This is a genomic window from Streptomyces sp. 11-1-2 (genome assembly GCF_003595545.1).
Classification (GTDB): Bacteria; Actinomycetota; Actinomycetes; order Streptomycetales; family Streptomycetaceae; genus Streptomyces; species Streptomyces hygroscopicus_B.
Genome location: NZ_CP022545.1, coordinates 1,222,326 through 1,248,188, shown reverse-complemented (window position 1 = coordinate 1,248,188; position 25,863 = coordinate 1,222,326). Strand labels below are relative to the sequence as shown.

The window sequence follows — 25,863 nt, the reverse complement described above, 5'->3', positions numbered from 1 at the left end:
GGGCCGAGGTCAAGGGGGCCGTGCTATAAATGCACTTCCGTGATGAGCCGCTGTAATTCAGTCGACCCCACATGGCGAGGTGCGCATTGAGCAGGCTGTTGTTGGTGAACGGACCGAATCTCGGCATACTCGGGAAGCGACAGCCCGAGATCTACGGCACGGATACGCTGCAGGACATCGAGCGCTGGGTCGGAGAAGAGGTCGCGGAGCGCGGCTGGAAAGTGGATTCCTACCAGTTCGACGGCGAAGCGGAGATCATCCGCACCATTCAGGGGAACTACGACACGGTCGGCGCCATCATCAATCCGGCCGCGCTCATGATGGCCGGCTGGGGCCTTCGGGACGCACTGGCCAACTATCCGCGGCCCTGGATAGAAGTGCATCTGTCGAATGTCTGGGCCCGCGAGCAGTTCCGCCATGAGTCGGTGACGGGCCCGCTGGCCGCGGGTGTCATCTTCGGGCTCGGCGCCCTGGGGTACCGGCTCGCCGCACGCGCCCTGCTCGAGAAGGTGCCGGACTGAGCGGCCACTCCGCCGTCACTCCACACCGCCGTCACTCCACACCGCCAAAGCCGACGAGCCGGGAGGCGACCATCAGTCATCTGGGAATCGACGTCGGCGGCACCAAAGTGGCGCTGCGCCTCGAACACGACGACCTGAGCATCAGCGAATCCTCCTTCCGCTGGGCCGAGCCGGACGGTACGGACGCCATGACGTCCGGCGACCCCACCCTCGACCTGGACCTGCTGGCGCATCACGTCACGGAGTTATGCACCGGCGCCCCCGAGCGGCTCACCGGCGTCGGGGTCGCGATGCCCGCCACCCTCGATGCCACCGGCACGGTCACCGCCTGGCCCGGCCGCCCCGGCTGGGCCGGAGTGGACCTGGGTGGCGCGCTGTCCGTGCTTTTCGGCGACGCCGAGGTGCGCTGTGCCGACGACGGCGATCTGGCCGCCCTCGCCGAAGCACACGAGGCCGGCTGCCCCGATCTGCTCTACCTCGGCGTCGGCACCGGGATCGGTGGTGGCATCGTGCTGAACGGAAAACCCGTCCCCGGCCTGGGCCGCGGCTCCTGCGAAGTCGGCCACCTGGTCGTGGACCGCGACGGACCGCTGTGCGACTGCGGCCGGCGCGGCTGCGTCCAGGCGGCGGCCTCGGGCCCGGCGACCCTGCGCCGGGCGGCGCGGCGGCGGGGCGAGGACGTGACCTTCGCCGCGCTGCGCCAGGCCGTCGCCGACGGGAAGCCATGGGCCATGGCGGCGCTGCGGGAGAGCGGCAGGGCCCTGGCCGCTGCCGTGACCGGCGTATGCGAACTGGTCCATCCCGCGCTCGTGTTGATCGGCGGAGGGTTCGCCGCGGCGATGCCGGAGCTCGTGGCGATGGTGGCCGAGCGGACGGCGGCGCTGGGGCGCCCGGGGCATCCGCTGCCACCGGTCCGGCCCGCGCAACTGGGCGGGCTGTCCTCACTGCACGGCGCCGTTCTGCTGGCCAGGGGGCTGCCGGACTGAGCCGCGTCCGGTTCTACCGGCGGTTGTCCGAGCCGGCCCGGTCCATCCCGGCCAGCGCCGTGGCGACCGTCTCCTCCGCGAGGCCCGAGACCAGCTCGGGACCGCCGGGACCGTCCAGGACGAAGGTGAGCCCATCCGTCGCCTTCTTGTCCAGCCGCATCACCTCGATCAGACGACCCGGATCGGCATCGGCGGGCAGCGCGAACGGCAGCCCGTAACCCCGCACCACCTCCAGATGCTCCGCCGCCCGCGCCTCGTCGATCCGGCCCAGGGCCAGCGCCAGACGGCCGGCGAAAACCGTGCCGATCGCCACCCCCTCACCATGCCGCAGCCGGAAATCGGTCACGATTTCCAGCGCATGGCCCAAGGTGTGGCCGTAATTGAGCACATGACGCAGCCCGGAGTCCCGCTCATCCGCGGAGACCACCGACGCCTTCAGGGCCACGCTCGCCGCGATCTGCTCCGCCAGCGGCAGCCCGCGCAGATCACCGGCGCCGATGAAGTGGCAGCGGGCGATCTCCCCATATCCATTGAGCATTTCCGCCGCGGGCAGCGTCTCCAGATAGTCGGTGTCGCACAACACGGCGGACGGCTGCCAGAAAGCACCCACCAGATTCTTCCCCTCGGGGAGATTCACCGCCGTCTTCCCGCCCACGCTGGCGTCCACCTGGGCCAGCAGCGAGGTCGGCAGATGCACCACGGGCACACCCCGGTGGTACAGCGCCGCCGCGAGACCCACGACATCGGTGGTGGTCCCGCCACCGCAGGAGACAACCGCATCCGACCGGGTCAGCCCGAAACGGACGAACTCCCGGCACAGCTCCTCCACCGTGGCCAGCGACTTGTCCGCCTCCCCGTCACGGGCCCGCAGCACCACCGAGGGCACGCCCGGGTCGGGCAGCCAGCCGTCCGGCCGGGCGGAGACCATCGCCACCCGCTGAGCACCGAGCCCCGCGACGACCCCGGACAGCGCATGCCGGACACCCGGCCCGATGTCGACGGGATAGGAACGGTCGCCGAGTTCCACCATGACGCGGGTATGCGGATGAGCCGACGCCGTCATGCGCTGTCCGTCCCTCCATGGGCGATGACCGGGAATTCTCTATTGTCGAATGTAGTGCCTGAGTCGAGGGTTGACCCTCACACCGTGTGAGGCGCTGGACTCGGAGACATCATGTTCACCATCGGAGACTTCGCCCGGCACGGCCGCGTATCGGTCCGGATGCTGCGCCACTACGACGCCACCGGACTGCTGCGCCCGGCCCATGTCGACCCCGCCACCGGCTACCGCTACTACGCGGCCGCCCAGCTCAGCCGCCTGAACCGGGTCATCGCGCTCAAAGAGCTCGGCTTCACCCTCCAGCAGGTGCGGGACATCGTGGACGAGAAGGTCGGCACCGAGGAACTGCGCGGCATGCTGCGGTTGCGGCGGGCCGAGCTGGAAGCCACCGTGGCCGCCGTGGCGGCACGGCTGGTGCAGGTCGAGGCGAGGCTCCGGTCGATCGAAAGCGAAGGACACATGCCCACGAACGACGTCGTCATCAAGGAGATCCGGGCAGTGCGGGTGGCGGAGCTCACCGCGACCGCCACCGGCTTCGACCCTCGGGACATCGGCCCGGTCATCACACCCCTCTACGACGAGCTGTTCCGGCGCCTCGATGCGGCGGGCATCACCCCGACGGGCCCCGGTGTCGCGTACTACGAGGACGCCCCGGAAGGCGGCGGCGCCATCACCGTCCACGCCGCCGTCCAGGTCTCCGCCCCGCTCCGGGACGGTGAGGACCTCCGGATCCTCGATCTGCCGCCCGTCGACCGGGCCGCGACCATCGTCCACCGCGGCCCGATGGACGCCGTGGTGCCCACGGCCCAGGCCCTGGCCCATTGGATCGACGGCAACGGCTACCGGTCGTCCGGCTACCCCCGGGAGGTCAACCTGGAGTGCCCGGAGAACCGCGAGGAGTGGGTCACGGAACTCCAGACACCGGTGGTCGAGGTCTGACGGCCGGGCCGTAGCGGGACGGCGAGCCCCCTCGCTCGGCAGTACGAGGTGTTCAGGGAGCCTGTGCGCGGTTCCTTCTGCGGGACCGGCCGGGCCCCGGTGGTTCGGCGCGCGGGGTCACCCCCAGCTGTTTGAGCCGTTCGAAGTCGGCTGTGTCGATCTTCTCCAGGATCTCCAACTGCCGTGCCAGTGCCTGAGATTGCCCGTCGACATCGTCATGCCGCCGGAGCGAGGTCGCCGTGGTGATGTGGAACCGAGCCAGCGCCACCTTCAGACTGCGGCTCTCCAGGATCATCCGGTAGATGGTCTCCTCCGCCAGCGCGTCCTGCACGGATCTGACCGGCCGGGTGAAGAACAACGTGACGATCTGCCCCACACCGAGTGCGCCGAGCACGGCGGGGCCCTGCCACCCGACACGGCCCGGGAGGAAGACCCCGACGAGCGACAGCACAAGCGCGGTGAGCAGCAGACACGCGCCCAGTCCCAGCAGGAACTTGCTGGCGAAACCGACCGTGTGCTGTGCCCGCCGGAGGCGTTCGGAGGTCTGGATGCGGTAGTCCCGCAGCCTGGCGTCCTCGTACGACAGGATGCCCTGCTTGTCCTGGATGTACGAGGAGTAGCCCGCGAACTCCGCGTCCCCGCCGCGGGACAGCCGCCGGTCGTCGTCCGGCCGGGAACCCAGGAAACGGGCCAGCTCCGCCAGACCGGTCATCACCTCGGTGCGCAGCACACGCTGGCAGAAGTCCAGGGCCGTCAGATGGCGCTCCAGGGTCCTGCTGGCGGTGAGCGCGTCGGAGACCACGAGCTGCCGGACGTCGTAGCGGGAGCGGATACCGGTCAGCAGCAGCTGGACCTTGATGTCGGTGAGAACACCGATCACCACGACATGCGCCGTCTCCTGCCGTCCGTCGCCCAGCAGACCGTCCAGCAGCGTCGTCAGCGGCGCCGGTTCGCTGAGGTCGGGACGTCCTCCGGAGCTGTGCTGGAAGTCGAAGAGCGTGTTGGACCGCACATGGTGGACGCGGAGTCTCCCGCCCCAGCCGTCCTCGCTGTCCGCCGGGGCGCACCGATCCGGGGCCAGCAGATCCGTGAGCCCGTCGACGTACGCCGCTCCCCAGGTGCCGGCCTCGCAGTGTGCCCCGTACTGCCTGCGCTCCAGGTCGTACGCCTCTCCCGGGACATGCCAGTCACGGATGTTGATCAGATGCAGAACCCCGTCCCCGTGTCCGCGCGTCCGGGAGCCGACGGTGGCGTCCAGGAAACGGGCCAGCGGTGAACGGTGCAGCTCCGCCTCGGACAGGACCCTGCGGTGGCCCTCCGTGCGGAGGGCCGCGCCGCTCTCGCTGTCCAGCAGCAGCTTGGAGACCGCGCTGTCCGGCAGGGACAACTGGCAGTCCAGGTTGAGGAAGAAGTCGTTCTGCAGACACTGCGTGATGAGTATGTACTGCGCCGGTGTCGTCGGATCCATCGCCACCCCCGTGGGTTTCCACCTGCGTTCGGTGTGCCGCACGCACTCAGTGCGGCAGCAGCGGCCACTGTCGGGACAGCCGCATGGCGGCCTCGGTCACCGCCGGATCGCCGGACTCCATGGCCACCCCGTCCAGATAGGCGTGCGCCGCGGCTTCGTACAGGTCGTCGACCGCGTACAGCCGCGCCTCATGGGCCGCGCGGCGGGCGCCCCCGCGGGCGCCCATGGTGGCCTCGGCCTCCTTGGCGCGCTCCGAGCCGGCCAGATCCGTCTCGATCTCCTGCTCCAGCTCCCGCAGCCGCTCGGCCGTGGTCCGGTACGCCGCGAGATACGGGTGCTCCTCGCCCAGCCCGATCAGGAAGGCGATACCGCCGGAGAGCAGCAGCAGCGCCACGAACATCCAGGTCACGCTCTGCGGGTCCAGATGCAGCGACTCGATGAGGCTCGGCGGATTGCGCACGTCGTCCCCCACGTCCGCGGCCACATCGGGGGGCAGATCCAGCGGAGGCTCCTCCCGGAACGCCACCTTGGCCCGCAGATCGCCCAACGCCCAGGCGCCGTACGCCCAGACGCCCAGCAGGGCGAGGGCGGGCACGGCCGACAGCCGGACCGCACCGGTGGCGGAGCGCCGCCGCATGATCCAGCCCGCGATATGCGGGGCGAGGATCATCGCCACGGCCACGGCCACCATGAGGCTGTAGGAGAGCAGATCGGCGAAGCGCCCGACGCCGTGCAGATTCTCGAACACCGAGTAGTAGACGGGCAGTTCCACCACGATCAGCGCGGCCAGCACCCCGAGCTTCATCCAGCGCGGCATGCCGGGGCGCGCCGCAGCGCCCTCCCATGCCGCTCTGGTGGACAGTGCCCGGTCGGCCGCGTCCGCCTCCGCCACCGGATCGTGGTCGGACACCGCCTGCCAGCCGGCGTGGCCGCCGGCGGTCTCCGGCTCGTCCTCGCGCCGCGTGGTGCCAGGCCGCCCGGGGTCGGCGCCGTCGTTCCAGCCGGCGGGCATACGGGCGCGCAGCCACCGGCGCTCGAAACCGCCTCGTACCGTGTCACGGAAGGTCTGCCACCGGTCGGCCCGCCGCGCCAGCCGGTCCAACTGGGCGGTGGTGACCATCTGCTGCTGCTCCAGGACGGCCCGCCGGCGGCCCGCCCGCTCCAGCCGCTCACCGGCGGCGGTGGCGGCCGCCCTGACCCGGCTCGCCTCCAGCGCGCCGTCCTCCTCGGCCCGCGCCTGTTCCTCGGCGAGCCGGTGCCTGACCCGGTCGCGCAGGCTGGCCAGCTCGGCGAAGTAGGGCACCCGGTCAGGGGTGGCCAGGACCCAGGGGTCGAAGACCTTCCGGCCGGCCGCCGAGGCGCCGTGCTTGCGCGCCCGGTCCAGAAGCCAGGCGCTGTCCCCGGCCCGGATGACATCCGATGCGACGGGGTCGGGCTGGGGCAGCGCGCCGTCGGGGAACCGCCGTGCGGCGGCCCGCCCTCCCCGGCGCCCGCGGTCGGCGTCGGCCCTGCGGCGGCGCAGCCTCAGCCGACGCGGCGTCTGGTCGTCACCGGCGGTAGGTGGTGTCGACATGTGCCTTCACCCTCCCCTCCAGAAGCTCGGTCCAGAAGGCGTTGAACTGCTCGTAGTGGGAGGTGTTGGTGTGGTACTTCATGCCGTAGCCCACCGGATAGATGTCCGCGCCGGACAGCTTCGGCGCGCCGTGCGACTTGAGGAAACCGTCGATGACGGTCCGGCGGCTCGCGGCGGTGGAAAGGTCCTGCCGCCCCAGCCGGAAGTCGGTGTCGCCCTGGTCGAAGTCGCTCACCACGAGAACGTCGAACGACGCGTCGCCGCCGGACGGCTTGGACAGTGCGATGCGCGACAGCCCCCCGAGCACATCGGAGCCGGGCTCCTCCTTCTGGGCGCAGCGCAGCAGCTTCAGGGCGTTGGAGAGGGCGATCGCGCGCATGGCGGTGCGGGCCCGCTCGCGGTTGGCGGTCTTCGAGGTGTCCGGGTCCAGGTCGAGCGGGCTGACCTGGCACTTGGACGCCTTGGAAACCTTGGTGATGGGGGCGAAGGACGTCTTACGGCACTTGTGGTCCGACAGGAACGTCTGCAGGGTCGCCCTGAGCTTGGCCTCCGCGTCGAAGCCGGTCCGGGAGGCGGCGGCCGAGCCCGAGCCGTCGACCACGACGCCGCACGTCCGGGAGTAGCGTGACGGCTCGTCGGAGCCGCAGGCCGTGATGGCGGCCGCCAGGGCGAGCACCAGCGCGGCGGGCAGGGCGCGCCGCGGGTTCCGGCGCCGCCGGGCGCCGGGGTGCTCCGGAGCGGGACTGTGGACGGTCATCGCGCGGTCCTCCCGTCGAGGCGGTCGGTGTTCTGCCGTTCGAGTAGCTGCAGCGCCCGGGAGGTGGCCGTGCGGGCACTGTCGTCGTCGGCCAGCAGCCAGACGTCGGGCTGCTGCCAGGACCGGTCCAGCTCCACCCGGCCCGGCAGCCAGTCCCCGGGCGGGCGCCGGGGGAGGCGGGAGAGCTGGGGGTGGGTCTCGCGCACCGCGTCCCAGTAGCAGGCGAGTCGCTGATTGGCCTGGTCGACGACGGCCTGGGCATGCGACCGGCAGCGGTCCACGCTGGTGCGCCACTGGCCCACCCAGTGGCCGTACCGCGCGAGCGCGGCGGGCCGGGGGTCCTCGCGGACGTCGTACTGGGTGACGACGCGCACCGACTCGGCGCGCACCCGGCTGAGCAGGGCGTGCTCCCGTCCGATGAGGGCGGAGCGCATCTGCTCGGTGGCCCGGCGGACGCCGGTCCGCACCTCCATCACATACGGCGTGATGAGCAGCTCGGGAGCCGGTGGCTCGATGGGCGGCGGCGGTATCTCGCCCCGCTGCTCCTCGGGCGGCTCCGGGAGCGGGATGCGCGGTACGCCGCGCGCGCCGTCGCGCTTGCCCCGCCGGCGGGCCGCGAAGCGGGCGGTACGGCCGAGCCGGCCCCGGCGCACCACCCCGTTGACACTGTCAGATGTGATCATGGAAATGGATCCCCCGTTTTCCCCGGTGCGCAATTCCCGCACCGGACAGCCGCATTGCGGACAGCGGAATTCCGCTTTCCCCGCGAACGGCTCGCAGTCGATGTCGATGACGTTGTCGATTCGATTCCTTGTCAGACCGTATCGGTGAGGTCGTACCCGGGAATGCTCCCCATAGGGCCCGCTCCCGAAAACGCCCGGAAGTCGACCGGAGAACGCCCTCGTCGATGCCTGACGCCGGGTCATACTGGAACGGTTCCGGGGCCACGCCTTTTTGATCATGGATCTTGGAAACACGACCTCGGGGGAATAGGAGACGGGTCGGTGGAGAACGTCCCAGAGTGCGCGGAGCCCACGCTCCGGATCAGTCAGACCCACTTCCCGGTGGAGACCCTGGGCCCGGGGCGGCGCCTGGGCATCTGGTCCCAGGGCTGCGGCCTGGCCTGCGCCGGCTGTATGTCACGGCACACCTGGGATCCGCTGGGCGGCGCCTCCCGTACGGTGTCGTCCCTGCTCGGGCTGTGGCGCGAGGCGTTGGCGCGGGGCGCCGACGGGCTGACGGTCAGCGGCGGCGAGCCGCTCGACCAGCCCGCCGCGCTGGGGGCCCTGCTGGCCGGGGCGGCGCGGGCCCGTGCGGAGGCGACGGCACCGGGCGGCCCGGCGGCGGGCCGCGAGATCGACATCCTCCTCTACACGGGATACGAGCAGGAGGAAGTGGAGGGCGACGCGGCGCGCTCCGCCGCCGTCCGCCACGCCGATGTGCTGGTGACCGGGCGCTTCCGGGCGGCCGAGCCCACCGCCCTGGTGTGGCGCGGCTCGGCGAACCAGCGCATGCGGCCACGTACGGCGCGGGGGCGGGCGCGCTATCAGGAGCATCTGGCCCGGACGGAGAGCGGGCCGCGTCTGCAGATGGTCGAGGGGGAGGGCGATGTGCGGCTCTACGGAGTGCCGGGGCGGGGCGAACTGGCCGCGCTGGAGCGTCGGTTGCGGCGGGCGGGGATCGCCCTCACCGGTGCGAGCTGGCGCCCCTGAGCGGGCGCGCCCGCCCGGACGGCATGGCGCGCGGCGGCCCCGGCGGGCGTGGTCACCGAGGGCCGACGGTCTCGGTCGGTGGTGGTCACGGAGCCCGGACCGTCTCAGCCGTTGGCGGTCACAGAGCCCCGACGGCCTCGGCTATCTTCCGGCTGCGGACCACCAGGTGCACCCGCCAGCGGGAGTCCCGGGCGAGTTCGTCGCGGATCGCCCAGCGCAGCCAGGTCGCGCTGACCGCCGGTGCCAGACCGCCCCGGCCCGCACCGAGCAGCGGAAAGCAGATGGAGGACAGAGCGGGCTCGTACCGGTCACGCTCCGCCCGGGCGAGCGCGAAGCACGCACTGACCGCGCGGGCGATGCTCTCCGGGCGGACCTCGTACGTATCGTCCCGTGGGGTGGCGACCGCGGCGTGGTAGATCCGCCGGACGCCGCGCGCGGCGAGCGCTCCCGGCGCGGTGGGCACCACCGTGCCCGGCCGGATCGGCAGCCCCGGGCGGCCGTGGGCGCGCAGCCACCCGGCCAGTTCACGGGCCAGCACATCGTCGACGATCTCCCCGGCGGGGTCGCGTACGGCGGCGGCCAGGCGCAGCGCGCCGGATACGGTGGGGCGGAAGGTCTTGGACATCTCCAGGTAGACGTTCTCCGAGGAGACCAGCACTTCGATGTCCCGCAGCAGTTCGATGGGCGAGACATGCAGGGTGAAGGTGCTCCGCGCGTCCACCGGCACGCTGTCGACGCGCAGTGGAGGCTCCTGGCCGGCCCGGCCGCTCCGTGCGATGGTGCTCTGCCCGGTCGGGCTCGGTCCGCCGGAGTTCTGCGGCCCGGCGCCCGGCCCGGTGCTCTGTTCCGTCGCGCCCGGTTTCCCGGGGAAGGGCGGCGGCTCCCGCAGGATGGTCAGCACGGCCTCGGCGAGCTGCTGGATGACCTGCGGTTCCTGCTGCTTGCGGAACCGCTCGGGGGTGACTCCGTACACGGCGGCGGCCATCTTACGGCGGTCATGGGCGGGCGCGCCCCGGCGGTCGGGGAGCAGTCCGAAGGTGTGGGCCGCGGCCTGGCCGAGCAGATCCCGCTCGCCGAGCCGCCGTACCGCCTCCCTGAGCAGCGCCTCGATACCGGCCGGGGCGTCGTCGGAGCCATCGCAGAAGCCGCCCGCCACGGCCGCGGCGCGCAGCGCCGGCCGATCGGTCCTGCGCAGATCCGGCAGTCCGGGTCTGCGTATGCCTTTCAGTTCTTCGAGGAGTTGATCGTATGTGGGCGAATTTGATGCAAATGGCTCCTGACTCATGGTCACCAGGCTAGCGACCGGCCGGGAAAGAGGAAATCGTTCTCTCAGCGGCCGTACCGCGCCGGGCTTTGTACCGCCGGTAATTACGCCGTGCTGGAACAGATTTCCGATTTCCGAGGTTCCGCTTTCTTGATCCATGGTGCGGCGGTCACCGGCCGCCCCTGTCGCCGCCATTGAATCCGAGACCGCCCACCCGTTCACGAGGTGACCTTTGTGACCCATCCGCACGAGCAACCGCCCCCCACGGAATCCGAGGACGACGAGGACTACGGGGCTTACGGGGACGACGAGCAATACGCAGCCCACGGGGACCACGGATACCACCGGGACCAAGGGAAGCCCGAAGAGCACCGCGCGCATGACGCCGGGCCGCCGCCCACCGAGTACGAGGAGCCCCCTCCGTCTGCGGCGACCACGGCGGTCGGGCTCACCGAACACGAGGAGCCGCCCCCATCGGTCGGCGCCACGGCGGTCGGGCTCACCGAACACGAGGAGCCGCCCCAATCAGCAGCCGCCACGATGGCCGGGCCCACCGAGGACGAGATCCCCTCGGCGGCGCCCGCGCAGGTCGCGCACGGGGGTCGCGACCTGCGCGGGGACACCGGAGCGCTGCCGGTCTCGCTGCGCGGCCGGTTCCGCCTGAGGGCCGTGCTGCGCCGCCCCGACCATCCGCACCAGGCGGCCGTCTACCGCGTCGAGGACGAGCGCGGCAGCCACATCCTCAAGTGGTACCACCTCGGCCACGCCCCGGACCGCCGGGTGTGGGAGCTGCTGGGAGACCGGCCGCGCCGGCATCTCACCCACTTCACCGAGAACGGCGACACCGGGGCCGACGGCCATCCGTACGACCTCGCGCCCTCCTACGGCGAGACCGACCTGGCCGGATATCTGAGGGACAGCCCCGGCCCGGCCGACCCCGTGCTCATCCACAGCGTCGTACGGCAGCTGCACGAGGCCCTCACCACCCTGCACGAACTGAACATCGTCCACCGGGACATCAGCCCGGCCAACATCGTGCTCGGCAGCCTCGACCCGGCCGCCCCGGACCTCGTCCTCGTCGACTTCGCCGTCTCCGCCCACGAACCCGCCGAGCGTTACACCCGGGACGAGCGCTGGGTCGGCACCGCCCTCTACATGTCCCCGCAGGCGTCGCTGCGCCACCAGCTGATCCACCCGCCCGCCGACTGGTGGTCGCTCGGCATGATCGTCGCCGAGATGGCCGGTGGACGCCATCCCGTCCGGTTCACCGACAACGACTTCGTCCGCGAGGAGATCAGCTCCCGCGCCCCCGATCTGTCCCTGGTCACCGACCACCGGCTGCGGCTGCTGTGCATGGGGCTGCTCACCCGCGACCCCGACCACCGCTGGGGAACCGACGAGGTGGCGCAGTGGCTGGTGGGCGGCTCGCCGCCGATCGCCCCCTGGGAGGCGGGCACGGCCCCCGGCGCCTCGGACCCGGAAGACGCCCCGGACATTGAGCCGTTCGCCTTCCTCGATGAGCGCTACACCAGGCCGAAGCAGCTGGCCAGGGCGTTCAGCGAGAACTGGCGGCCCGCCCGGCAGCTCCTCTCCCGACGGCGCGGCCGGGGCGAATTCACCCGCTGGCTACGGCAGTTCGAGGGCGCCCCGGGCCGCGACACCGGTGAACTGGCGGCGCTGCTGGACCTCCTGGAGCCGCAGCACCCCGCGGCTCCGCCGCGTGAGCCGAAGCCGGTCACGATGGTGCGGCTGATCTCCTGGCTCGGCCCCACCCTCGACGCGTCCTACCGCGGGGTGCCGCTGGACCACGCGGGGCTGGGGGAGTTGCTGCGGGAGGCCGGGCGCGGTGATGAGTTCGCCCTCTCCGTCGTGGCGGACCTGCGGGACCACACCATCCTGCCGCTGCTGGACTCACGGCCAGGCGGCGATGGGCTCGCCGAGGTGCAGCAGCGCTGGCTGACGGCCCGCTCCCGCTGGCAGCACACCGTCGACGAGGTGCTCCACGAGTCGCCCCGGCTGCGTGACCGCCGTGCCGAGGTGCGCGCCGCCGCCCGGCTCGACCGCTCCCGGCTCGCCGCCCTCCTGTCGCTCGCCGCCGCTCCCACCGCGCACCGGCGCAGGCTCCAGGAGCGGACCGCCGGCATCCAGGCCGCGTTGCCGCAGCCGGTGGCCTGGTACGGGCGGCTGGTGCGCGACCCCGAGGATCTGGTGCGGCTGCAACTGGCCGAGTGGCTGGCCGGATTCGCCGAGCAGGAGTCCTCGGAGACGCAAGGGAGGCTCGACGGCGAGCGGGCCCTCCTCCGCCAGGAGCGCGACCTGGACGTGGCCACACTGTGGGTGCGCAGACAGGACATGCTGCCCACACTCGGCTGGGCCCTCGGCGGAGCCGTCGCCTTCGTCTTCCCGTGGATCTTCGTGATCGGCCTGGGCGATCTGGTGGGATGGCCCGCCCAGCGCGCGGTGGTGACGGCGTGGATGCTGGCCGTCCCGGCGGCCGCCGCCGTCCTGGCCCTGGAGCTGTGGACGGCGTACCGCATCGGCAGCCCCGGCTACCATCCGGACCGGTCCCTGGCCGGGCTGCTGATCGACCGTGCGCTGCCCGTGGCCCGGTTCATCCGCCGCCCCGGCTCCCGCTTCCCCGTCCAGGGCCTGCTGATCCTCCCGGTCATCGCCCTGTTGTGGGCCACCGTGGCCTACGCCCCCTGGGTGTGGCCGCTGGCCACCGTGGCCGTCCTCGTCTGGTGGACCTGGCACCGGCTGCGGTGCTGGCGCCGCTATGTGGCGGAGCTGCGCGGCCGGGACGAACGGCACGGCCCCGGCCGCCCGAGGGCGGTCGCCCCGCCGACGTCAGGGAGGCTCACATGAGTTCGGGACAGGCGATTGCCAGCATCGGCGATGTGATGCCGGATGTGTACTTCCCCCAGCCGCCGGTCGCCGAGACCCTCCAGCACACCGTCCAGGACACGTTCCACGACACCGTCACCAACACCTTCCCGAACGCCGGAGTGCCGCACAACGCGGTCCAGGGCACCGGGCTGTCGGACCACGTCGGCACCCAGGCCGGGCAGCACATCGCCGCCGCCGTGCACAACACCACCGGCCATGCGCTGAACGCCGCCATGGACCAGCTGCACGACCTGATGGTGCCCGCCCTGATCGGCCTCGGCTCGCTCAGCGGGGCGCTGCTCGTCGGCCGCGCCACCATGGCCGGGGCGCAGGTGCTCGCGGCCGCCGCCATCCGCGCCGCCGAGGACCAGGCCGAGCTGCGTCAGCGGCAGTTGGACGCCCGGCAGGCCGCCGCGTGCTGGCGGGACGCCGCCTTCGCCGCCGTCCGGGCCAACGCCCGCATCGACACACTGCGCGCGCGGATACGGCGGGCCGGCCCCGACGGGCCACCGGAACCGCCCGACCTGCCACCGCCGCTGACCCTGGCAGGCAAGAATCTGGACGAGGCATGGCGACAACTGGCCGACATCGACCGCGGGTTGCGCCACGCGGAGGCCGCCTACGCACGGGCCACCATGGAGGCAGCCGCCCGCCCGGCGGCCGGAGCGCATCCCGAGGACACCGGCTGGCACGCCACCCTGCGCGCCCGCCGCCGCCAGACGCTGGAGGCGTACGAGGAGGCCGCCACCGAAACCGAGGCGCGCGGTTCGCTGCCGCAGCCGCCGCCCGCCGCCACCGCGGCCCCCACCGAGGAGGAGGTGCTGCGGCTGGGCGGGGACCTGCTGGCCATGCTTCCGCAGAACGTGTCGGTGGCCGACTACCGGCTGGTGGAGGAGATGGTCACCGTCGCCGCGGAAGTCGCCGCCCGGCGGCCCGCCGCGGCCAAGCGTCATCTGCGGGAGGCCGCCGGGTTCGCCGAGCGGATGACGCGCGACGCCGAGCGGCGGCAGGAGACCGAGGAGTGGGCCGCCCAGCAGCTCGCCTTCCTCCGCGACGACCACCCCGGCACACCCGCTGACGGCCACTCCGGCACACCTGTTCCGCTGCCCGATGCCAGGGCGGAGATCGCGGTCCTGGAGCGCTTTCTGTACCAGGGCGGGACGCTGGCGGAGGCCGAGCGCGTGCGCGTCGCGGTCCGCGTCGGAGAGCGGGTCGACGCGTATCAGCGGATGTACGCCACGGAGGTGATCCGCGCGGCGGTCCGGCGGTCGGAGCCCGAGACGGCCGGATACACCACCTCCGGAGCGGCGCAGATCATCGACTGGACCCCGCCGGGCTGGGGGGAGGAGCACTGGCTCCGCGTCAGCGTGGACGCCGGGGGCACCGCCCGGGTCGCCACCATGCACCGCGAGCGCGACCCCGCCGAGGAGACCGACGACGATCTGGAGCTCGACTGGCAGCGGTGCGACGAGGCCCCCGAGCATCTGGAGAAGCTGCGCGAGCTGGCCGAACGGGCCGGGCTCAGCGTGCCGTTCGCCTTCGGCAAGCCACCAGCGCGGCCGGTCCGGCGCACGGCGGACCCGCCCGCTCGACGCAGCCGCACCGGACCTCAGGCCCGCCACCATGACCAGGAGAGGCAGTCATGACCGAGCCAGTGACGTCCCCGGGCCGCGACGACCGCAGCCTCCCGGCCTTCGCCGAGGAACTGGTCGGCACGCTCAGCGTCCAGTCCCAGTACGTACTGCACGGCAGCATCCGGGACATCCACCTCGTCCGCCACGACAAGGACCCCGACGAGGGCGGTCCCGAGGCGACCTACGACGCCCACCACACCCTCACCGAGGTCCTGTGGAACGCCCTGTGGCAGGAGGGGTACGAGGCACTGATCCGCTTCGACATCGCGGACGGCTTCACCGTCGTCGTGGGCCCGGCGGCCAAGGAGATCCGCGAGCTGCTGCACGGGCGGGACGCCGCCAGGCCCGGGCGCGCCCGGCGCGCCGACACCCCCGTCCACCTGGCCGACGCGGAGCGGACGCTGCGCGACATCGTCACCGGCTGGAAGCAGCAGGGGCGGCAGCCGAAGACACCGGACGGCCGGCCCCGCCCGGACCCGGCACCGCGCCAACAGCCCTACCGGGTGGTGCTGTTGATCGACTACGCCGCCCGGATCCCCACCGATGTCACCCGGCTCAGCGATCCGGAGCGGGACTTCTTCCTCAACTGCCTCAAGCTGGCCGAGGACGCACGGCCGATCTCCTCCCCGGGAAGCGGACGGCGGCTGTTCAACCCCGTGATCTGGCTCGCCGACGGGGAGCGCGATCTGCCCACCTGGCTGGTCGCGGGCAGCGAACGGGTCCGTACCATCGGCATTCCGCTGCCCGACCTGGGCAGCAGGCGGCGCATGGCCGAGCTGCTGGCCGAGGAGCACACCGCCGCGTCCGCGTCCGAGGGCGAAGACGACGACGGGCCGGTCCGGCTCGACAAGCGACGGCCGCTGGACGAGCACGACATCGACACCTTCGCCCGGGCCACCGCCGGGCTGACCCTGCGCGCGATGCGGGAGAGCGCCCGTATGGCGCTCGATCGCGGGCTGTCGTTCGCCGAGATGCGGGACGCGGTCCGGGTCTACCAGCTCGGCGTCAAGGACAACCCGTGGCAGGCGGACTACATCCGCAAGCAGATCAAGAAGGGCGAGGCGGACCTGCGGGCGCGGGTGAAGGGCCAGGAGAAGGCGGTCGGCAAGACCCTCGACATCCTCAAGCGCGCCGCGCTCAGCCTGTCCGGCGCCCAGGCGTCCCACCCCGGCAGCCGGCCGCGCGGTGTGCTGTTCTTCGCCGGGCCGACCGGCACCGGCAAGACCGAGCTGGCCAAGTCGGTGGCCAAGCTGCTGTTCGGCACCGAGGACGCCTGTCTGCGCTTCGACATGAGCGAGTTCTCCGCACCGCATTCGGTGGACCGGTTGCTCGGCGCACCGCCGGGATATGTGGGCTACGAGGCTGGTGGCGAGCTGACCACGGCGGTGCGCAACGACCCCTTCCGGGTGGTGCTGTTCGACGAGATCGAAAAGGCCGACAAGGGTGTGCTCGACAAGTTCCTCCAGGTGCTGGAGGACGGTCGGCTCACCGACGGGCAGGGGGTCACCACGTACTTCAGCGAATGTGTGCTCATCTTCACCTCCAATCTCGGGGTCAGGAAACGGACCGGTGAGGGCGGACGCGGACACGAAGGGCGGGTGGCCGAGCCCGGGATGCCGTACCACCAGTTGGAGGAGATCATCCTGGCCAATGTGAAGGAACACTTCGTCGAGGAGATCGGCCGCCCGGAGCTGATGAACCGGCTCGGTGGCAATGTGGTGGTCTTCGACTACATCGACGCCAAGGTGGCCGCCGAGATCTTCGACTCGCAGGTGGGCAACATCCAGCGGGTGCTGCGGGAGGAGCAGGGGGTGCATCTGCGCCTCTCCGACGAGGCGCATCAGGCGCTGTCCGCCTACTGCACGGCGGATGTCGACAACGGCGGCCGGGGGATCGGCATGCTGCTGGAAACGCATCTGATCAACCCGCTGGCACGGGCGCTGTTCGACCAGGAGCGGCCGGCGGGCACGGCGGTCACCGTCACCGGTGTGCGGCCCGCCGGGGACGGAACGGTGGCCCTGGACCTGCGGGTGGTGCACACGGGGGCCGCGGATCCCGGTCCCGGCGGCGGCCGATGAGCGAGCGGGACACTCCCCGGGGGTGGGTTCGCCTGCCGGACGACGACGAACTGGAAGCACCGGCGGAAGGGGAGACAGCGGAGAAGCCGGGCGAGGCGCCGGAGCCGGAGCCGACGGCAGAGCCCGCACCCCGGCCCGCGGCGGGCCCGGCCGGTGTCGAGGTGTCCGCGCCCTGCTGGAACTGCCGTGCGCCGGTGGCCCACCGGGACGCCCGCTGCCCGTCCTGCGACCGTACGCGCACCCATGTGCTGCTGGTCTGCGCCGAGCCCTGTCTGGAGCTCCGCCACGGCCCGGGCCCTCCGTTGCACATCGGCCGCCACCCGGACTGGGCGCCGCGGACCGCCGCCGCGTTCGCCGACTGGAACAAGGTCTCCCGGCGTCATGCCTCGCTCACCGTGGAGCCGGACGGAAGCGCCTGGGTCGAGGAGCCCGAGGCGGGCACCCGCAATGGCACGTATCTCAACGGCGCCCGGATCGCGGCGGGCGTGCGCACCCCCGTCCGCGACGGCGACCAGCTCCGGCTCGGGCTGCGGGTCGGCTTCGCCGTACGGCTGTACGGGCCGGGGCCCGGCACCGGCTGAGCCGGTGCCGGGCGGTGTCGCGGGGCGGCGACCCCCGGACCGCCCCGCGTGCTCATGCCCGCGTACCGGGCGGAATGACGATCGCCCGCAGCGGCGCCAGCAGCCGGTTGGCCTCGCCCGCCCCCTCGAACGTGCCCAGGTTGTGGGCCTGGCCGGGCACCGCCTTCAGCGGCTCCTCGCCGCAGCGGTCGCCGAACAGCACCATGGCGGGGTGCGGGCGGTGCCGCCGCGACTGCCACACCAGCCCCTGGGCGTCCGGCACCTGGCGCCGGATCTCCCGCGCCCAGGCGCGGGTCTGCGCGTACTCGTCGGTCTCCAGCAGCCAGGAGGTCTGGAACACCGCGGCCAGATCCTCCTCCTGGATCAGCCGCACCAGGACCAGATCCTCGGTCACCCGCACCTTGGACAGCGAGCGGGCGGCCGCCAGCGCCCACGGCACCTGACGCCGGGCCTCCGGCCCGGTGAACTCCATGTCCCGCAGCATCACTTCGGCGAGGGTGGTGGCCGGTTCCACGGCCGCGTACAGATACGGATACCGGTCCTCGGCGGTGGCGTCGAAACGGTTGCCACCGAAGAACGAATGCGCGGGCTTCGGGTTGAACTCGGTGCAGGCGTAGGCGGTTTCATGGCACCTCCACAGCTCGGTGCCCGCGCTCAGGGTGCACAGATTGGGGCTCATGCGCGCGCCCTCGGGGGGCGCCTGCCTCACCATCCGCCGTCTCCCAACAGCGCGGCGGCGGCCTCGGTCAGCCGAGTGTCCGGCACCTGCCCCACCAGGGCGGCCGGCGCGTCGCGCAGCCAGGTGTTGCCGCCGAGCCACCAGTCCGCGGCGCCCCAGGGGTCCTGGTCCGACAGCAGCATTCTGTTGATCCGCTGCACCACCGGCCGTGGCTCACCGGTGTCCGGGTCGAACTGGAAGTCCGGGTAGCGATCGCCGTGCTCCGGGTCGGAGAGGCGGATGAGCCCGGCCCCGGCGGGATTCTCGGCGGCGGTGCCGGTGAGCTGCTCCGGTCCGCGCGCGGGGACGGTCAGCAGCCGGTTCCGTACGGCCCGGGCGATCTCGGCGCTCGCGGGGTCCAGCGTCGGCCAGTCCACGGACTCCAGCAGCCGGATCAGGTCGGCCAGCCGGTCGGCGTCCGGCAGGACCGCTGAGGGAGCGGCGCCCCGGACCTGGTCCAGCTTTCTGCGCAGTTCGTTCTCGCGGGGGAGGGGCCGCAGTGCCAGCCGCACCTCCCGCAGCGCGGCGCGCACGGCCCTGGCGTCGTCTCCGGCGGCCCGCAGCCGCAGCACGCTGTCCTGGAATCCGCTGAACTGCGCGGGGGTCAGCGAGGCGCGGATCTCCGGCAGATGCCGGCGCAGCAGCTCCAGGAGATCGTCGGTGGTCATGGCTGTCGTCCTTCCGCGGGTGCGTGGGGAGCGGGATTGCCCTGGTGGATGAATCCGGCCCAGGAGACGATCCGGGCCAGGCCCCCCGTATCGCTCTGCGTCTCGGCCAGCAGAAGGCCGGTCAGCCCGGGGACGGGGTGGCGGTCGTGGTCGAGCATCCACAGCTGGGCGGCGCGCAGGGCGTCCGGCGGGGCCAGTCCGGCGACGGTCAGATGGTGGTGGAAGACCACCATCAGGGCGGCGGACGCGCTGTCCGACACCTTCCACCGCGAGCCGACCACATCCGTGGCGCCACGCGCCAGCAGTGCTGTGGTCGGGGTCAGCGCCTCGTCGTGGTCGCGGCTGCTGAGGTCCGTCTCGCAGGCGCTGAGCACGATCAGCGGCCCGGTGGCGGCCCGTTCCCCGGCGGGCACGTCGAGAATGCGCGTCACCGTCAGCCTGCCCGGGTCCGGGGCGCCTTCGGGCTCCGGGGCGTCTTCGGGGTCCGGACCCGCCAGGTGGAGGGCCGAATCGGTGGGCCGCAGCCCGGCCAGGCCGTGCACCACCAGATGCAGCAGCGAGGCGGCGGGCGCGGCCGGGCCTCCGGGGAGGTGGGAGAGCACATCCTCGGGGGTGCCCAGCGCGTTCTCGGGCGCGTCCTGGTGCCAGCCGTAGAGCAGGGCCGTGGTGTAGTACGCGGTGCGAAGGGCCGACACCTCGTCCTGCGCCCACGTCAGATCCCCGCTCGGGTCGGCCACCAGCACCGCGCGCTCGCTCGCGGGCACCCGGCCGCGCCGCGCGGCCCGCACAAACTCGCCGCCGGACGCGGCGTACGAGATGACCGCGTCTTCGCAGGCGTAGGTGTACGGACGCCGCGCACCGGCCCGTGGCCCGGGGAGGCGGGCGGCGTGCCAGGGAACGGCACCGAGGTTGCCGCACGGCACGAGGACCAGCCGGACCGGTGTGTTGTGCTGCGGGGACCCGTCCTTCCCCGGACGCCCAGCGCGTCCAGTACGGGGGCGAGGACGGCCGGGCCCGCCCAGTCGCACAGCCCCTCCAGCGCCGCCTCCCAGTGCCGATGGGCCTCGGCGTAGGCGTCCATGCCGTGCCCGGACACGGCGGACCGCCGGGCGCCCGCGTCCAGATAGCGCTCCAGCGGCTCCCGGCCGGGCGAGCCTAGCCCCGGCAGCGCCAGCGCCGTCGGCTCACCGGCGTTCGGCACCAGGACGGCCACGCCGTCGACGGTGTCCTGCCCGGGCACCAGATACACCAGGGCGTCGGTGCCAGTGGCGCGCAGCCCCTCCCGCAACTCCCCGATGCCGGGGGCGCCGAGCAGCCCGCGCAGCGGCGCCGCGCCGCTGTCCCGCCGCAGCACGTCCAGCGCGCGACGGCGCAGCCTGCTGGGGATCTCGACACCGGGGGCGGCCCTGACCCGCGCGAGCGCGCTCCGGACCTCGTCCGGGGTACCGCCGCCGATGCCGGGCGCGAGTCCGCCGCCGCTCGGCGCGGCCTGGGGCGGGAGGTCCCGTACGGCGGTCCGCCACTGCTCGGCCAGCTCCGCCTCGCCCCTGGCGGCCAGCTGCTCGGGGACCCCGGCGGCCGCGGCCGCGGCCCGCAGCACCAGGCCACGCCCGTTCTCCAGCGACGCCACGGCCTCCTCGATCCGGCCGTCCACGGCGGCCCAGTGGGCGGCCAGCAGCCCACGGCTGGCCCCCGACCTGGCCACCTCCAGGCCGTGCTCGGCGCCCAGTTGCAGCAGCACATCCTCGGCCAGCACCCACAGCGAGGCATGGGCGGTCGCGACGGCCGCCCCTGTGTCATCGCGCTCACGGTCGTCGCGCAGCCGGTACGCCTCGGCCAGCTCCCACAGCAGCTTCTGCCGGATGGCCGGGCTGGTGCGCTCGGTGAGTTCCCGCCTGGCCTGTTCCAGCTCCCCGACCGCCTCTTCCAGGTCGGAGTGGTCGCCGGTCGACCTGTGGATGGTGAGCAGCGCCATCCCGATGCCTTGCCGGATCCACACCCGCTGGTCGGGGGTCGAGGCGGGGCCGTCGAGGGCCCGGCGGGCCCGGGTCACGGCCTCGGAGACACGTACGGGATCCGGTTCGATCATGGAGAAGAGGGCCAGCAGGGGCGCGCATTGCGCGTCCATGAGGGGCTGTGCGAAGGCCGGGAGCCTCGGGTGGTTCGCCGCCTCCTCGAAGTAGGCCACGCCGGCCCGCAGCGCGGGGATCCCGCCGTCCAGCGTGGCCAGGCTCAACTGCGCCTGGCCGAGCAGGAAGAGCACCAGGAACTGCCATTCGCTGCTCTCGCCTGCCTCCTCCAACAGGTCGAGCAGCTCGTCCAGCAGCTCCTCCAGCCTTTCGGCGTCCCGCTCGTCCAGTGCTTCGTTGAGGCGCAGCTGGAGGTGCATGCTCCGGGTGCACAGCCTCAGCCCCTCGGCGCCGGGCCCGGTCGCGTGGGCGGAGTCGAACACCGCGGAGGCGGGGCCGAAGAGCGCGTCGAGGCGGGCACGCGCCTGGTCGCGGTCCGTGAGGTTGCCGCCCAGGGTGTTGGCCGCGGCGAGCAGTCCGGGCGAGATGACCCCGGCCATCCAGTCCACCCGTCCGGATCCCGTACCGGCGGCTGTGCCGATCAACTCGGCCGCCTCGGCCAGCCGGTCGGCGTCACCGGTGCGCACACCGTGGGCCATGCGGCTCATCGCGGCGCGCATCGCGGTCTCCGCCTCTTCACCGGCCGGCCCCTTGCTCACCTGATTGACCAGGGCCTCCAGATCCTCGGTCCGGACGGTGCCGGGCACTTCGAGCTCCAGCATGAGGGCGGCCTGTGCGTAGGTGAGGGCGGTCTCCTCCGCGGTGAGCTCCTCCAGCAGATCCGTCTCATCGCCTCGGCCCGCCCCGGCCGTGGCGAACTCGGTGATCAGCCCGCTCAGGGCCCGCAGCAGCGGGGAGTCGCGGTTCGGCATCCGCTCCGCCAGCTGCGCGGCCAGGTCGGCCATCTGCTCGAAGTCCCCGGAGCGCGCGGCGGCGGGCACCCGCTCCAGGGCCTCGGCCGCCCACGACAGGGATTCGGTCATTCCCTCGGGCAGGGTCGGCGCCAGGTCGGTCAGCAGCCCGTGCAGCTCGGTCAGATCGGCGGTGAGTTCGGGGTCCCCCACCATCACCTGGCGGCCCACATCGAAGGATTCGAGGAGGCGGGGCAGCGTGCCGTCCCATCCGGCCGTCATGCCGGGCGTCAGCAGCAACCGCACCAGGTGGACGGCGGAGGCCCGCTCGTCCGGTGGGTCGAGCGTCCCAGGGGCGCGCGCCGCCCTCAGCACCCGCAGGCCCCGACTCCGGTCGTCGTCCGTGGGGTTGCGCCGGTAGCGCTCGGCGTACAGGCCGCCGAGCCGGGCGCGCAGGGTGCACAGCAGCGCGTCCCCGTCCGGCACGGCCGTCGCCAACGCGGCCTCCAGCTCGTCCAGTTCGGCGATGAAGCGGTCGAGTGACGCGGGGTCGGCGTCGGCGGGCGGCCGAGTGCCGCCGGACGATCCCTCTGCCCCGATGCCGTCGGACGGTCCCTCGGCCGCCGGGCCGTCCGGTGGGGGCGGGGGCGGGGCGAGCCACGCTGGCGTGTCGGCCGCGGCTCGTTCGGCTCGGTCACGTAATGCCGCGAGATCCCTGCTGTGCATGAAACGTCCCCCTTCGTCATGCCCCACTCATCATCAGCCCGTCCGCGCGAGCACAGGAGCCCTTTGATCGCTCTTTCCGGAAACCGCCCGGAAGACGTCCGCGAATCGCCCAGTCGGATACGCGTGTTCGGGGTCGCGCGGGAACTCCCGCCCCGTGGCCGAGGCGAAAACGGACATGAGGTGAATGATGCGACATCCTGTCACGCCAGGTGAGACACCTTTATCGATGCGTGACCAAATGTGTGGGTGGCGTGCTTGCGCGCGCCCTACCCTCGCCGGTGAATCAACGTTTCTGCACAGAATCCCCGCGACGAGAAGGACGGAACATACATGTACGGCACGATCGACGGGTTCAACTACGGGGCCACCACCCCGCTGGTGGCCTACCTCATGGCCTGTCTCGGGGGAGCCCTCGGCTTACGCTGCACCGCCCGTTCGGTGCGTACTCAGCGTTCCTGGAAGCCGGGCTGGCTCGCGCTCGGATCCGCGTCGATCGGCTCGGGCATCTGGACGATGCACTTCATCGCCATGATGGGGTTCCATGTGAAGGAAACCCCGGTCGGCTTCGACATACCGATCACCCTTCTCAGCCTTCTGGTGGCGATCGTCGTCGTCGGCATCGGTGTCTTCATGGTCGGCTACCGGGGCGCTTCCCGAGGGGTGCTGCTCTCGGCCGGTGTGTTCACCGGACTCGGCGTCGCGGGCATGCACTACATCGGGATGTCCGCGATGCGCATGCAGGGGCATCTGGAGTACTCCGTGCCGACCGTCCTGCTCTCCGTCCTGATCGCGGTCGTGGCCGCGACCGCCGCCCTCTGGGCCGCCGTGACCATCCACGGTTTCCGCGCCAGCCTGGGATCGAGCATGGTGATGGGGGTCGCGGTGACCGGCATGCACTACACGGGCATGGCCGCGGTCAGTGTGCGGCTGGACGATGTGCTCGGCGCCTCCGTGGGCGGTAACGCGCCGGCTTCGCTGATCCTCCCCATGCTGATCGGCCCGGTGATCTTTCTGGTGGTCGCGGGGACCATCATCATGTTCGATCCGCTGCTGGTCCTGGGCGAGGGGGAGTGGAACGAAAAGAAGGCGGACAGCTCGCGCCTGCCCCCGCCGCCACCGCCTCGGCCGGTCTGGCCGGCCCGGCCGCCGGAAGACCCCATGCGGGCCCCGGCGAGCCGCCCGGCTCCGCCCCACAGCGGTCAGGAATACGGCGGTTGGTGAACCCGCGGCCGGCCGGTCCGGGGTGCGACGAGGCGGGCCGTGACCGTGGGCGCCGGAGCGGACACCGATCCGCCGCCGACGGCCACTCCGCCGCACCCCGTGGGACCTAGTGGAACCTGCGCGTCCCCGACCAGCCCGGATCCCCGGTGGTGGCGAACCGGACCCACGCGCCGTGCATCTCCGTGGCCAGCGACGGCGGGATGTCCGGTCCGAGCAGTCCGTTCGCCGTACGGAGCGCGGGCAGAGCGGTGTTGTCGAAGACGAACGGGAGTTCCGCGGTGTGGCACGCGCCGAACGGCCCGCCCCGCCAGTCGAAGTCGTAGCTGAACACCTTGTCGTAGCGGGACACCAGCCGCTCACGGGCGTCGCGGAACATGGCGTCGATGCCCGCGCTGTGTTCCGGCCGCTGGTAGAGCAGCGACTCCTGGGTGTTCGTGCCCACCAGCAGGTCCACCGGATGCGGCGGGGCCACCTCGTCGGGCTCATCGAGCACCACACCGAGCGGCGAGAGCCTCGGACCCAATCCGGGCAGGTCGGCGAGCGCGGACACCAGGCGCTCGTCGGGGACGGCGGCGAACGCCTCGGCCGTGGCGGGTACGCCCAGCCGGTCGGCCAGGGCCCGGGTCGTCTCCGCCGCCTCCGCGCCGGTCAGGGTGTGCAGCCCACCGCTCTGGCTGATCGCACCCCGGAACAGCCCGGCGGCCTCGGGCGTCACCAGCAGCGCGCTGACGATCATTCCTCCCGCCGACTGCCCGAACACCGTGACCCGGTCCGGGTCCCCGCCGTAGTCCGCGATGTGCTCGCGCACCCACCGCAGCGCCGCGAGCACGTCCAGCAGACCCCGGTTGCGCGGGGCGCCCGGCAGGTCCAGCCAACCCGGCGCGCCGAGACGGTAGTTGAGGGTGACCAGGACCACGCCGTCGCGGGCGAAGGACGTTCCGTCGTACAGCGGCGCCTGGCCGGTGCCGGAGAGGAAACCGCCGCCGTGCACGAAGACCATCACCGGGGCGTCGCCATCGGTCCGGGGCGTCCAGACGTTGACCGTCAGATAGTCCTCGCCACGCACCCAGCCCTGGCCCAGCACCGGGCTGAGGTCCGCCGCGAACCGCCGCTCGGGCACCGGAGCCGTCGGCCCCGGCCCATCGGCGCCGGGCGCACCGTGTACGGGGATCGGCGCGGCGAACCGCGCGGCGCCGGTGAGTGCGGCCGCGTACGGGATGTTCCGGAACACGCTCACCGCCATGCCGCCCACTCCTTCACCGCGAACCGCTCGCCGTCCCGCCGCACTTCGGCCGCTCCCGCGCCGGGGAGGTGCGCGGGGAAGAGCAGCGCGCCCTGGTCCGCGGCCTCGCCCAGCACCCGGCGCCGGGCGACCCGTGCCCGGGCCTCGTCCTCGTCGAAGCAGGGGCAGAGGTCCGGCTCCACGATCTGCAGCGGGCTGTGGAGCAGATCGCCCGCGAAGATCGCCCGATCCGTACCGGACCGCAGCCGCACCACGCAGGATCCGGGGGTGTGGCCGGGGGCGGGCTCGAGGCGAAGCTGGGCGTCGACGTCGTAGTGGTCGCCCTCCCAGAGCACGGTCTGCCCGGCCTGGTGGACGGGGGCGACGCTGTCCTCGAACACGTTCGCCATCCGGGGGCCGGAGCGGGTCCGGTGTCCGTTCTCCGGGTTCCAGTAGTCGAAGTCGGTCCGGGGGAGCACATACTCCGCGTTGGGGAAGGTCGGCCGCCACTCACCGTCCGTCCACGAGGTGTTCCATCCGACGTGGTCCCCGTGCACATGGGTGCAGATCACCAGGTCCACGTCGGCCGGGCGGATCCCTGCCGCGGCCAGTTTCCCGAGGTAGTCCGTGCGCAGATGGTGGAAGTGCGGCACATCCGGCCGCTCCCGGTCGTTGCCGATGCCGGTATCGATCAGGATCGTCCGGCCCTCGCTGCGAAGCAGCCAGGTCTGGATCATCGTGCGTACCTCATCGGCGGCCGGATCCAGGAATTCGGGGGTCAGCCAGCCCTCGTGCGCGCGCCAGTGCTCCATGGCCACGTCGGGAAAGATGAAGTCGCGCGGCAGGCCCCTTGGGGCCACCTCTACCACGCGGGTGATCTCGACGTTTCCAAGCGTGATGGTGTCCATGATTCCAGCCTGCGCTTCGGC

General features: G+C 72.5%; 20 protein-coding genes. 9 read left to right on the top strand and 11 right to left on the bottom strand.

The annotated features are described in order from the left end of the window. The first annotated feature begins 86 nt into the window (after window positions 1–86). Both CGL27_RS05215 and CGL27_RS05210 read left to right on the top strand, forming a co-directional pair. Window positions 87–521, top strand: a complete 435-nt coding sequence (locus CGL27_RS05215) for a type II 3-dehydroquinate dehydratase (RefSeq protein WP_043236498.1) — start codon at window positions 87–89, stop codon at window positions 519–521. A 71-nt stretch (window positions 522–592) separates the two neighbouring features. After that, window positions 593–1,507 (top strand): ROK family protein, encoded by a 915-nt coding sequence (locus tag CGL27_RS05210; RefSeq protein WP_119984925.1) that lies wholly within the window; start codon window positions 593–595, stop codon window positions 1,505–1,507. A 13-nt stretch (window positions 1,508–1,520) separates the two neighbouring features. Here CGL27_RS05210 and CGL27_RS05205 read toward each other — a convergent pair whose 3' ends face one another. Continuing rightward, window positions 1,521–2,570 (bottom strand): 3-dehydroquinate synthase family protein, encoded by a 1,050-nt coding sequence (locus CGL27_RS05205; protein WP_119984923.1) that lies wholly within the window; start codon window positions 2,568–2,570, stop codon window positions 1,521–1,523. Window positions 2,571–2,681: 111 nt separating this feature from the next. On the opposite strand from CGL27_RS05205, the gene CGL27_RS05200 reads away from it, so the two are divergent. Further along, window positions 2,682–3,506, top strand: coding sequence for a MerR family transcriptional regulator (locus tag CGL27_RS05200; RefSeq protein ID WP_119984921.1), 825 nt, complete (start codon window positions 2,682–2,684; stop codon window positions 3,504–3,506). Window positions 3,507–3,558: 52 nt separating this feature from the next. On the opposite strand, the gene CGL27_RS05195 is transcribed toward CGL27_RS05200, so the two are convergent. Genes CGL27_RS05195 through CGL27_RS05180 form a run of 4 tightly spaced genes read right to left on the bottom strand, consistent with a single transcriptional unit; the run spans window position 3,559 to window position 7,987 of the window. After that, a complete protein-coding gene (locus tag CGL27_RS05195; protein ID WP_162952879.1) occupies window positions 3,559–4,974 on the bottom strand; it encodes a hypothetical protein in 1,416 nt (471 codons plus the stop codon). A 46-nt stretch (window positions 4,975–5,020) separates the two neighbouring features. Continuing rightward, window positions 5,021–6,547, bottom strand: coding sequence for a hypothetical protein (locus CGL27_RS05190; protein WP_078638696.1), 1,527 nt, complete (start codon window positions 6,545–6,547; stop codon window positions 5,021–5,023). After that, the gene (locus tag CGL27_RS05185) at window positions 6,522–7,304 is read right to left on the bottom strand and encodes a hypothetical protein (RefSeq protein ID WP_119984917.1); all 783 of its coding nucleotides are present in this window, start codon (window positions 7,302–7,304) and stop codon (window positions 6,522–6,524) included. The genes CGL27_RS05190 and CGL27_RS05185 overlap by 26 nt, the downstream gene beginning before the upstream one ends. Beyond that, complete coding sequence (locus CGL27_RS05180; protein WP_078638694.1) at window positions 7,301–7,987, bottom strand: hypothetical protein; 687 nt, start codon at window positions 7,985–7,987, stop codon at window positions 7,301–7,303. Before CGL27_RS05180 ends, CGL27_RS05185 begins: the two co-directional genes overlap by 4 nt. A 321-nt stretch (window positions 7,988–8,308) precedes the next feature. Here CGL27_RS05180 and CGL27_RS05175 point away from each other — a divergent pair, with 321 nt between their 5' ends. Continuing rightward, complete coding sequence (locus tag CGL27_RS05175; protein WP_119984915.1) at window positions 8,309–9,016, top strand: 4Fe-4S cluster-binding domain-containing protein; 708 nt, start codon at window positions 8,309–8,311, stop codon at window positions 9,014–9,016. Between the two features lie 118 nt (window positions 9,017–9,134). On the opposite strand, the gene CGL27_RS05170 is transcribed toward CGL27_RS05175, so the two are convergent. Next, window positions 9,135–10,301: an Appr-1-p processing protein gene (locus CGL27_RS05170; RefSeq protein ID WP_240450359.1), complete on the bottom strand. Its 1,167-nt coding sequence runs from the start codon at window positions 10,299–10,301 to the stop codon at window positions 9,135–9,137. 213 nt (window positions 10,302–10,514) lie between these two features. On the opposite strand from CGL27_RS05170, the gene CGL27_RS05165 reads away from it, so the two are divergent. From CGL27_RS05165 to CGL27_RS05150, 4 genes are read left to right on the top strand one after another with little or no spacing between them, the layout of a single operon-like run. Next, entirely contained in the window at window positions 10,515–13,145 is a 2,631-nt protein-coding gene (locus tag CGL27_RS05165) for a protein kinase (RefSeq protein WP_119984911.1), read from the top strand. Continuing rightward, window positions 13,142–14,812 (top strand): hypothetical protein, encoded by a 1,671-nt coding sequence (locus CGL27_RS05160; protein ID WP_119984909.1) that lies wholly within the window; start codon window positions 13,142–13,144, stop codon window positions 14,810–14,812. The genes CGL27_RS05165 and CGL27_RS05160 overlap by 4 nt, the downstream gene beginning before the upstream one ends. Further along, the gene (locus CGL27_RS05155; RefSeq protein ID WP_119984907.1) at window positions 14,809–16,878 is read left to right on the top strand and encodes an AAA family ATPase; all 2,070 of its coding nucleotides are present in this window, start codon (window positions 14,809–14,811) and stop codon (window positions 16,876–16,878) included. Before CGL27_RS05160 ends, CGL27_RS05155 begins: the two co-directional genes overlap by 4 nt. Beyond that, entirely contained in the window at window positions 16,875–17,459 is a 585-nt protein-coding gene (locus CGL27_RS05150; protein ID WP_119984905.1) for an FHA domain-containing protein, read from the top strand. The genes CGL27_RS05155 and CGL27_RS05150 overlap by 4 nt, the downstream gene beginning before the upstream one ends. Before the next feature lie 52 nt (window positions 17,460–17,511). On the opposite strand, the gene CGL27_RS05145 is transcribed toward CGL27_RS05150, so the two are convergent. The 3 genes from CGL27_RS05145 to CGL27_RS05135 are packed head-to-tail and all read right to left on the bottom strand — an operon-like array spanning window position 17,512 to window position 19,768. Then, window positions 17,512–18,138 carry an RES family NAD+ phosphorylase gene (locus tag CGL27_RS05145; RefSeq protein WP_119984903.1) on the bottom strand — a complete coding sequence of 209 codons (627 nt, stop codon included), beginning with the start codon at window positions 18,136–18,138 and terminating at the stop codon, window positions 17,512–17,514. A gap of 26 nt (window positions 18,139–18,164) precedes the next feature. Further along, complete coding sequence (locus tag CGL27_RS05140) at window positions 18,165–18,845, bottom strand: hypothetical protein (protein WP_119984901.1); 681 nt, start codon at window positions 18,843–18,845, stop codon at window positions 18,165–18,167. Continuing rightward, entirely contained in the window at window positions 18,842–19,768 is a 927-nt protein-coding gene (locus tag CGL27_RS05135) for a CHAT domain-containing protein (RefSeq protein ID WP_162952878.1), read from the bottom strand. Before CGL27_RS05135 ends, CGL27_RS05140 begins: the two co-directional genes overlap by 4 nt. 3,053 nt (window positions 19,769–22,821) lie before the next feature. Between CGL27_RS05135 and CGL27_RS05130 the strand changes: the two genes are divergently transcribed. After that, a complete protein-coding gene (locus CGL27_RS05130; protein WP_119984897.1) occupies window positions 22,822–23,712 on the top strand; it encodes an MHYT domain-containing protein in 891 nt (296 codons plus the stop codon). Between the two features lie 106 nt (window positions 23,713–23,818). On the opposite strand, the gene CGL27_RS05125 is transcribed toward CGL27_RS05130, so the two are convergent. Further along, window positions 23,819–24,955 carry a carboxylesterase family protein gene (locus CGL27_RS05125; protein ID WP_119984895.1) on the bottom strand — a complete coding sequence of 379 codons (1,137 nt, stop codon included), beginning with the start codon at window positions 24,953–24,955 and terminating at the stop codon, window positions 23,819–23,821. After that, window positions 24,946–25,842 (bottom strand): MBL fold metallo-hydrolase, encoded by an 897-nt coding sequence (locus CGL27_RS05120; protein ID WP_119984893.1) that lies wholly within the window; start codon window positions 25,840–25,842, stop codon window positions 24,946–24,948. The genes CGL27_RS05125 and CGL27_RS05120 overlap by 10 nt, the downstream gene beginning before the upstream one ends. Between the last annotated feature and the right edge of the window lie 21 nt (window positions 25,843–25,863).

Excerpts from the sequence above, each read along its gene's own strand:
- CGL27_RS05205 (WP_119984923.1), bottom strand. The coding sequence starts at position 2,570 with ATGACGGCGTCGGCTCATCCGCATACCCGCGTCATGGTGGAACTCGGC.
- CGL27_RS05200 (WP_119984921.1), top strand. The coding sequence starts at position 2,682 with ATGTTCACCATCGGAGACTTCGCCCGGCACGGCCGCGTATCGGTCCGG.
- CGL27_RS05195 (WP_162952879.1), bottom strand. The coding sequence starts at position 4,974 with ATGGATCCGACGACACCGGCGCAGTACATACTCATCACGCAGTGTCTG.
- CGL27_RS05190 (WP_078638696.1), bottom strand. The coding sequence starts at position 6,547 with ATGTCGACACCACCTACCGCCGGTGACGACCAGACGCCGCGTCGGCTG.
- CGL27_RS05185 (WP_119984917.1), bottom strand. The coding sequence starts at position 7,304 with ATGACCGTCCACAGTCCCGCTCCGGAGCACCCCGGCGCCCGGCGGCGC.
- CGL27_RS05180 (WP_078638694.1), bottom strand. The coding sequence starts at position 7,987 with ATGATCACATCTGACAGTGTCAACGGGGTGGTGCGCCGGGGCCGGCTC.
- CGL27_RS05170 (WP_240450359.1), bottom strand. The coding sequence starts at position 10,301 with ATGAGTCAGGAGCCATTTGCATCAAATTCGCCCACATACGATCAACTC.
- CGL27_RS05160 (WP_119984909.1), top strand. The coding sequence starts at position 13,142 with ATGAGTTCGGGACAGGCGATTGCCAGCATCGGCGATGTGATGCCGGAT.
- CGL27_RS05155 (WP_119984907.1), top strand. The coding sequence starts at position 14,809 with ATGACCGAGCCAGTGACGTCCCCGGGCCGCGACGACCGCAGCCTCCCG.
- CGL27_RS05150 (WP_119984905.1), top strand. The coding sequence starts at position 16,875 with ATGAGCGAGCGGGACACTCCCCGGGGGTGGGTTCGCCTGCCGGACGAC.
- CGL27_RS05145 (WP_119984903.1), bottom strand. The coding sequence starts at position 18,138 with ATGAGCCCCAATCTGTGCACCCTGAGCGCGGGCACCGAGCTGTGGAGG.
- CGL27_RS05140 (WP_119984901.1), bottom strand. The coding sequence starts at position 18,845 with ATGACCACCGACGATCTCCTGGAGCTGCTGCGCCGGCATCTGCCGGAG.
- CGL27_RS05130 (WP_119984897.1), top strand. The coding sequence starts at position 22,822 with ATGTACGGCACGATCGACGGGTTCAACTACGGGGCCACCACCCCGCTG.
- CGL27_RS05125 (WP_119984895.1), bottom strand. The coding sequence starts at position 24,955 with ATGGCGGTGAGCGTGTTCCGGAACATCCCGTACGCGGCCGCACTCACC.
- CGL27_RS05120 (WP_119984893.1), bottom strand. The coding sequence starts at position 25,842 with ATGGACACCATCACGCTTGGAAACGTCGAGATCACCCGCGTGGTAGAG.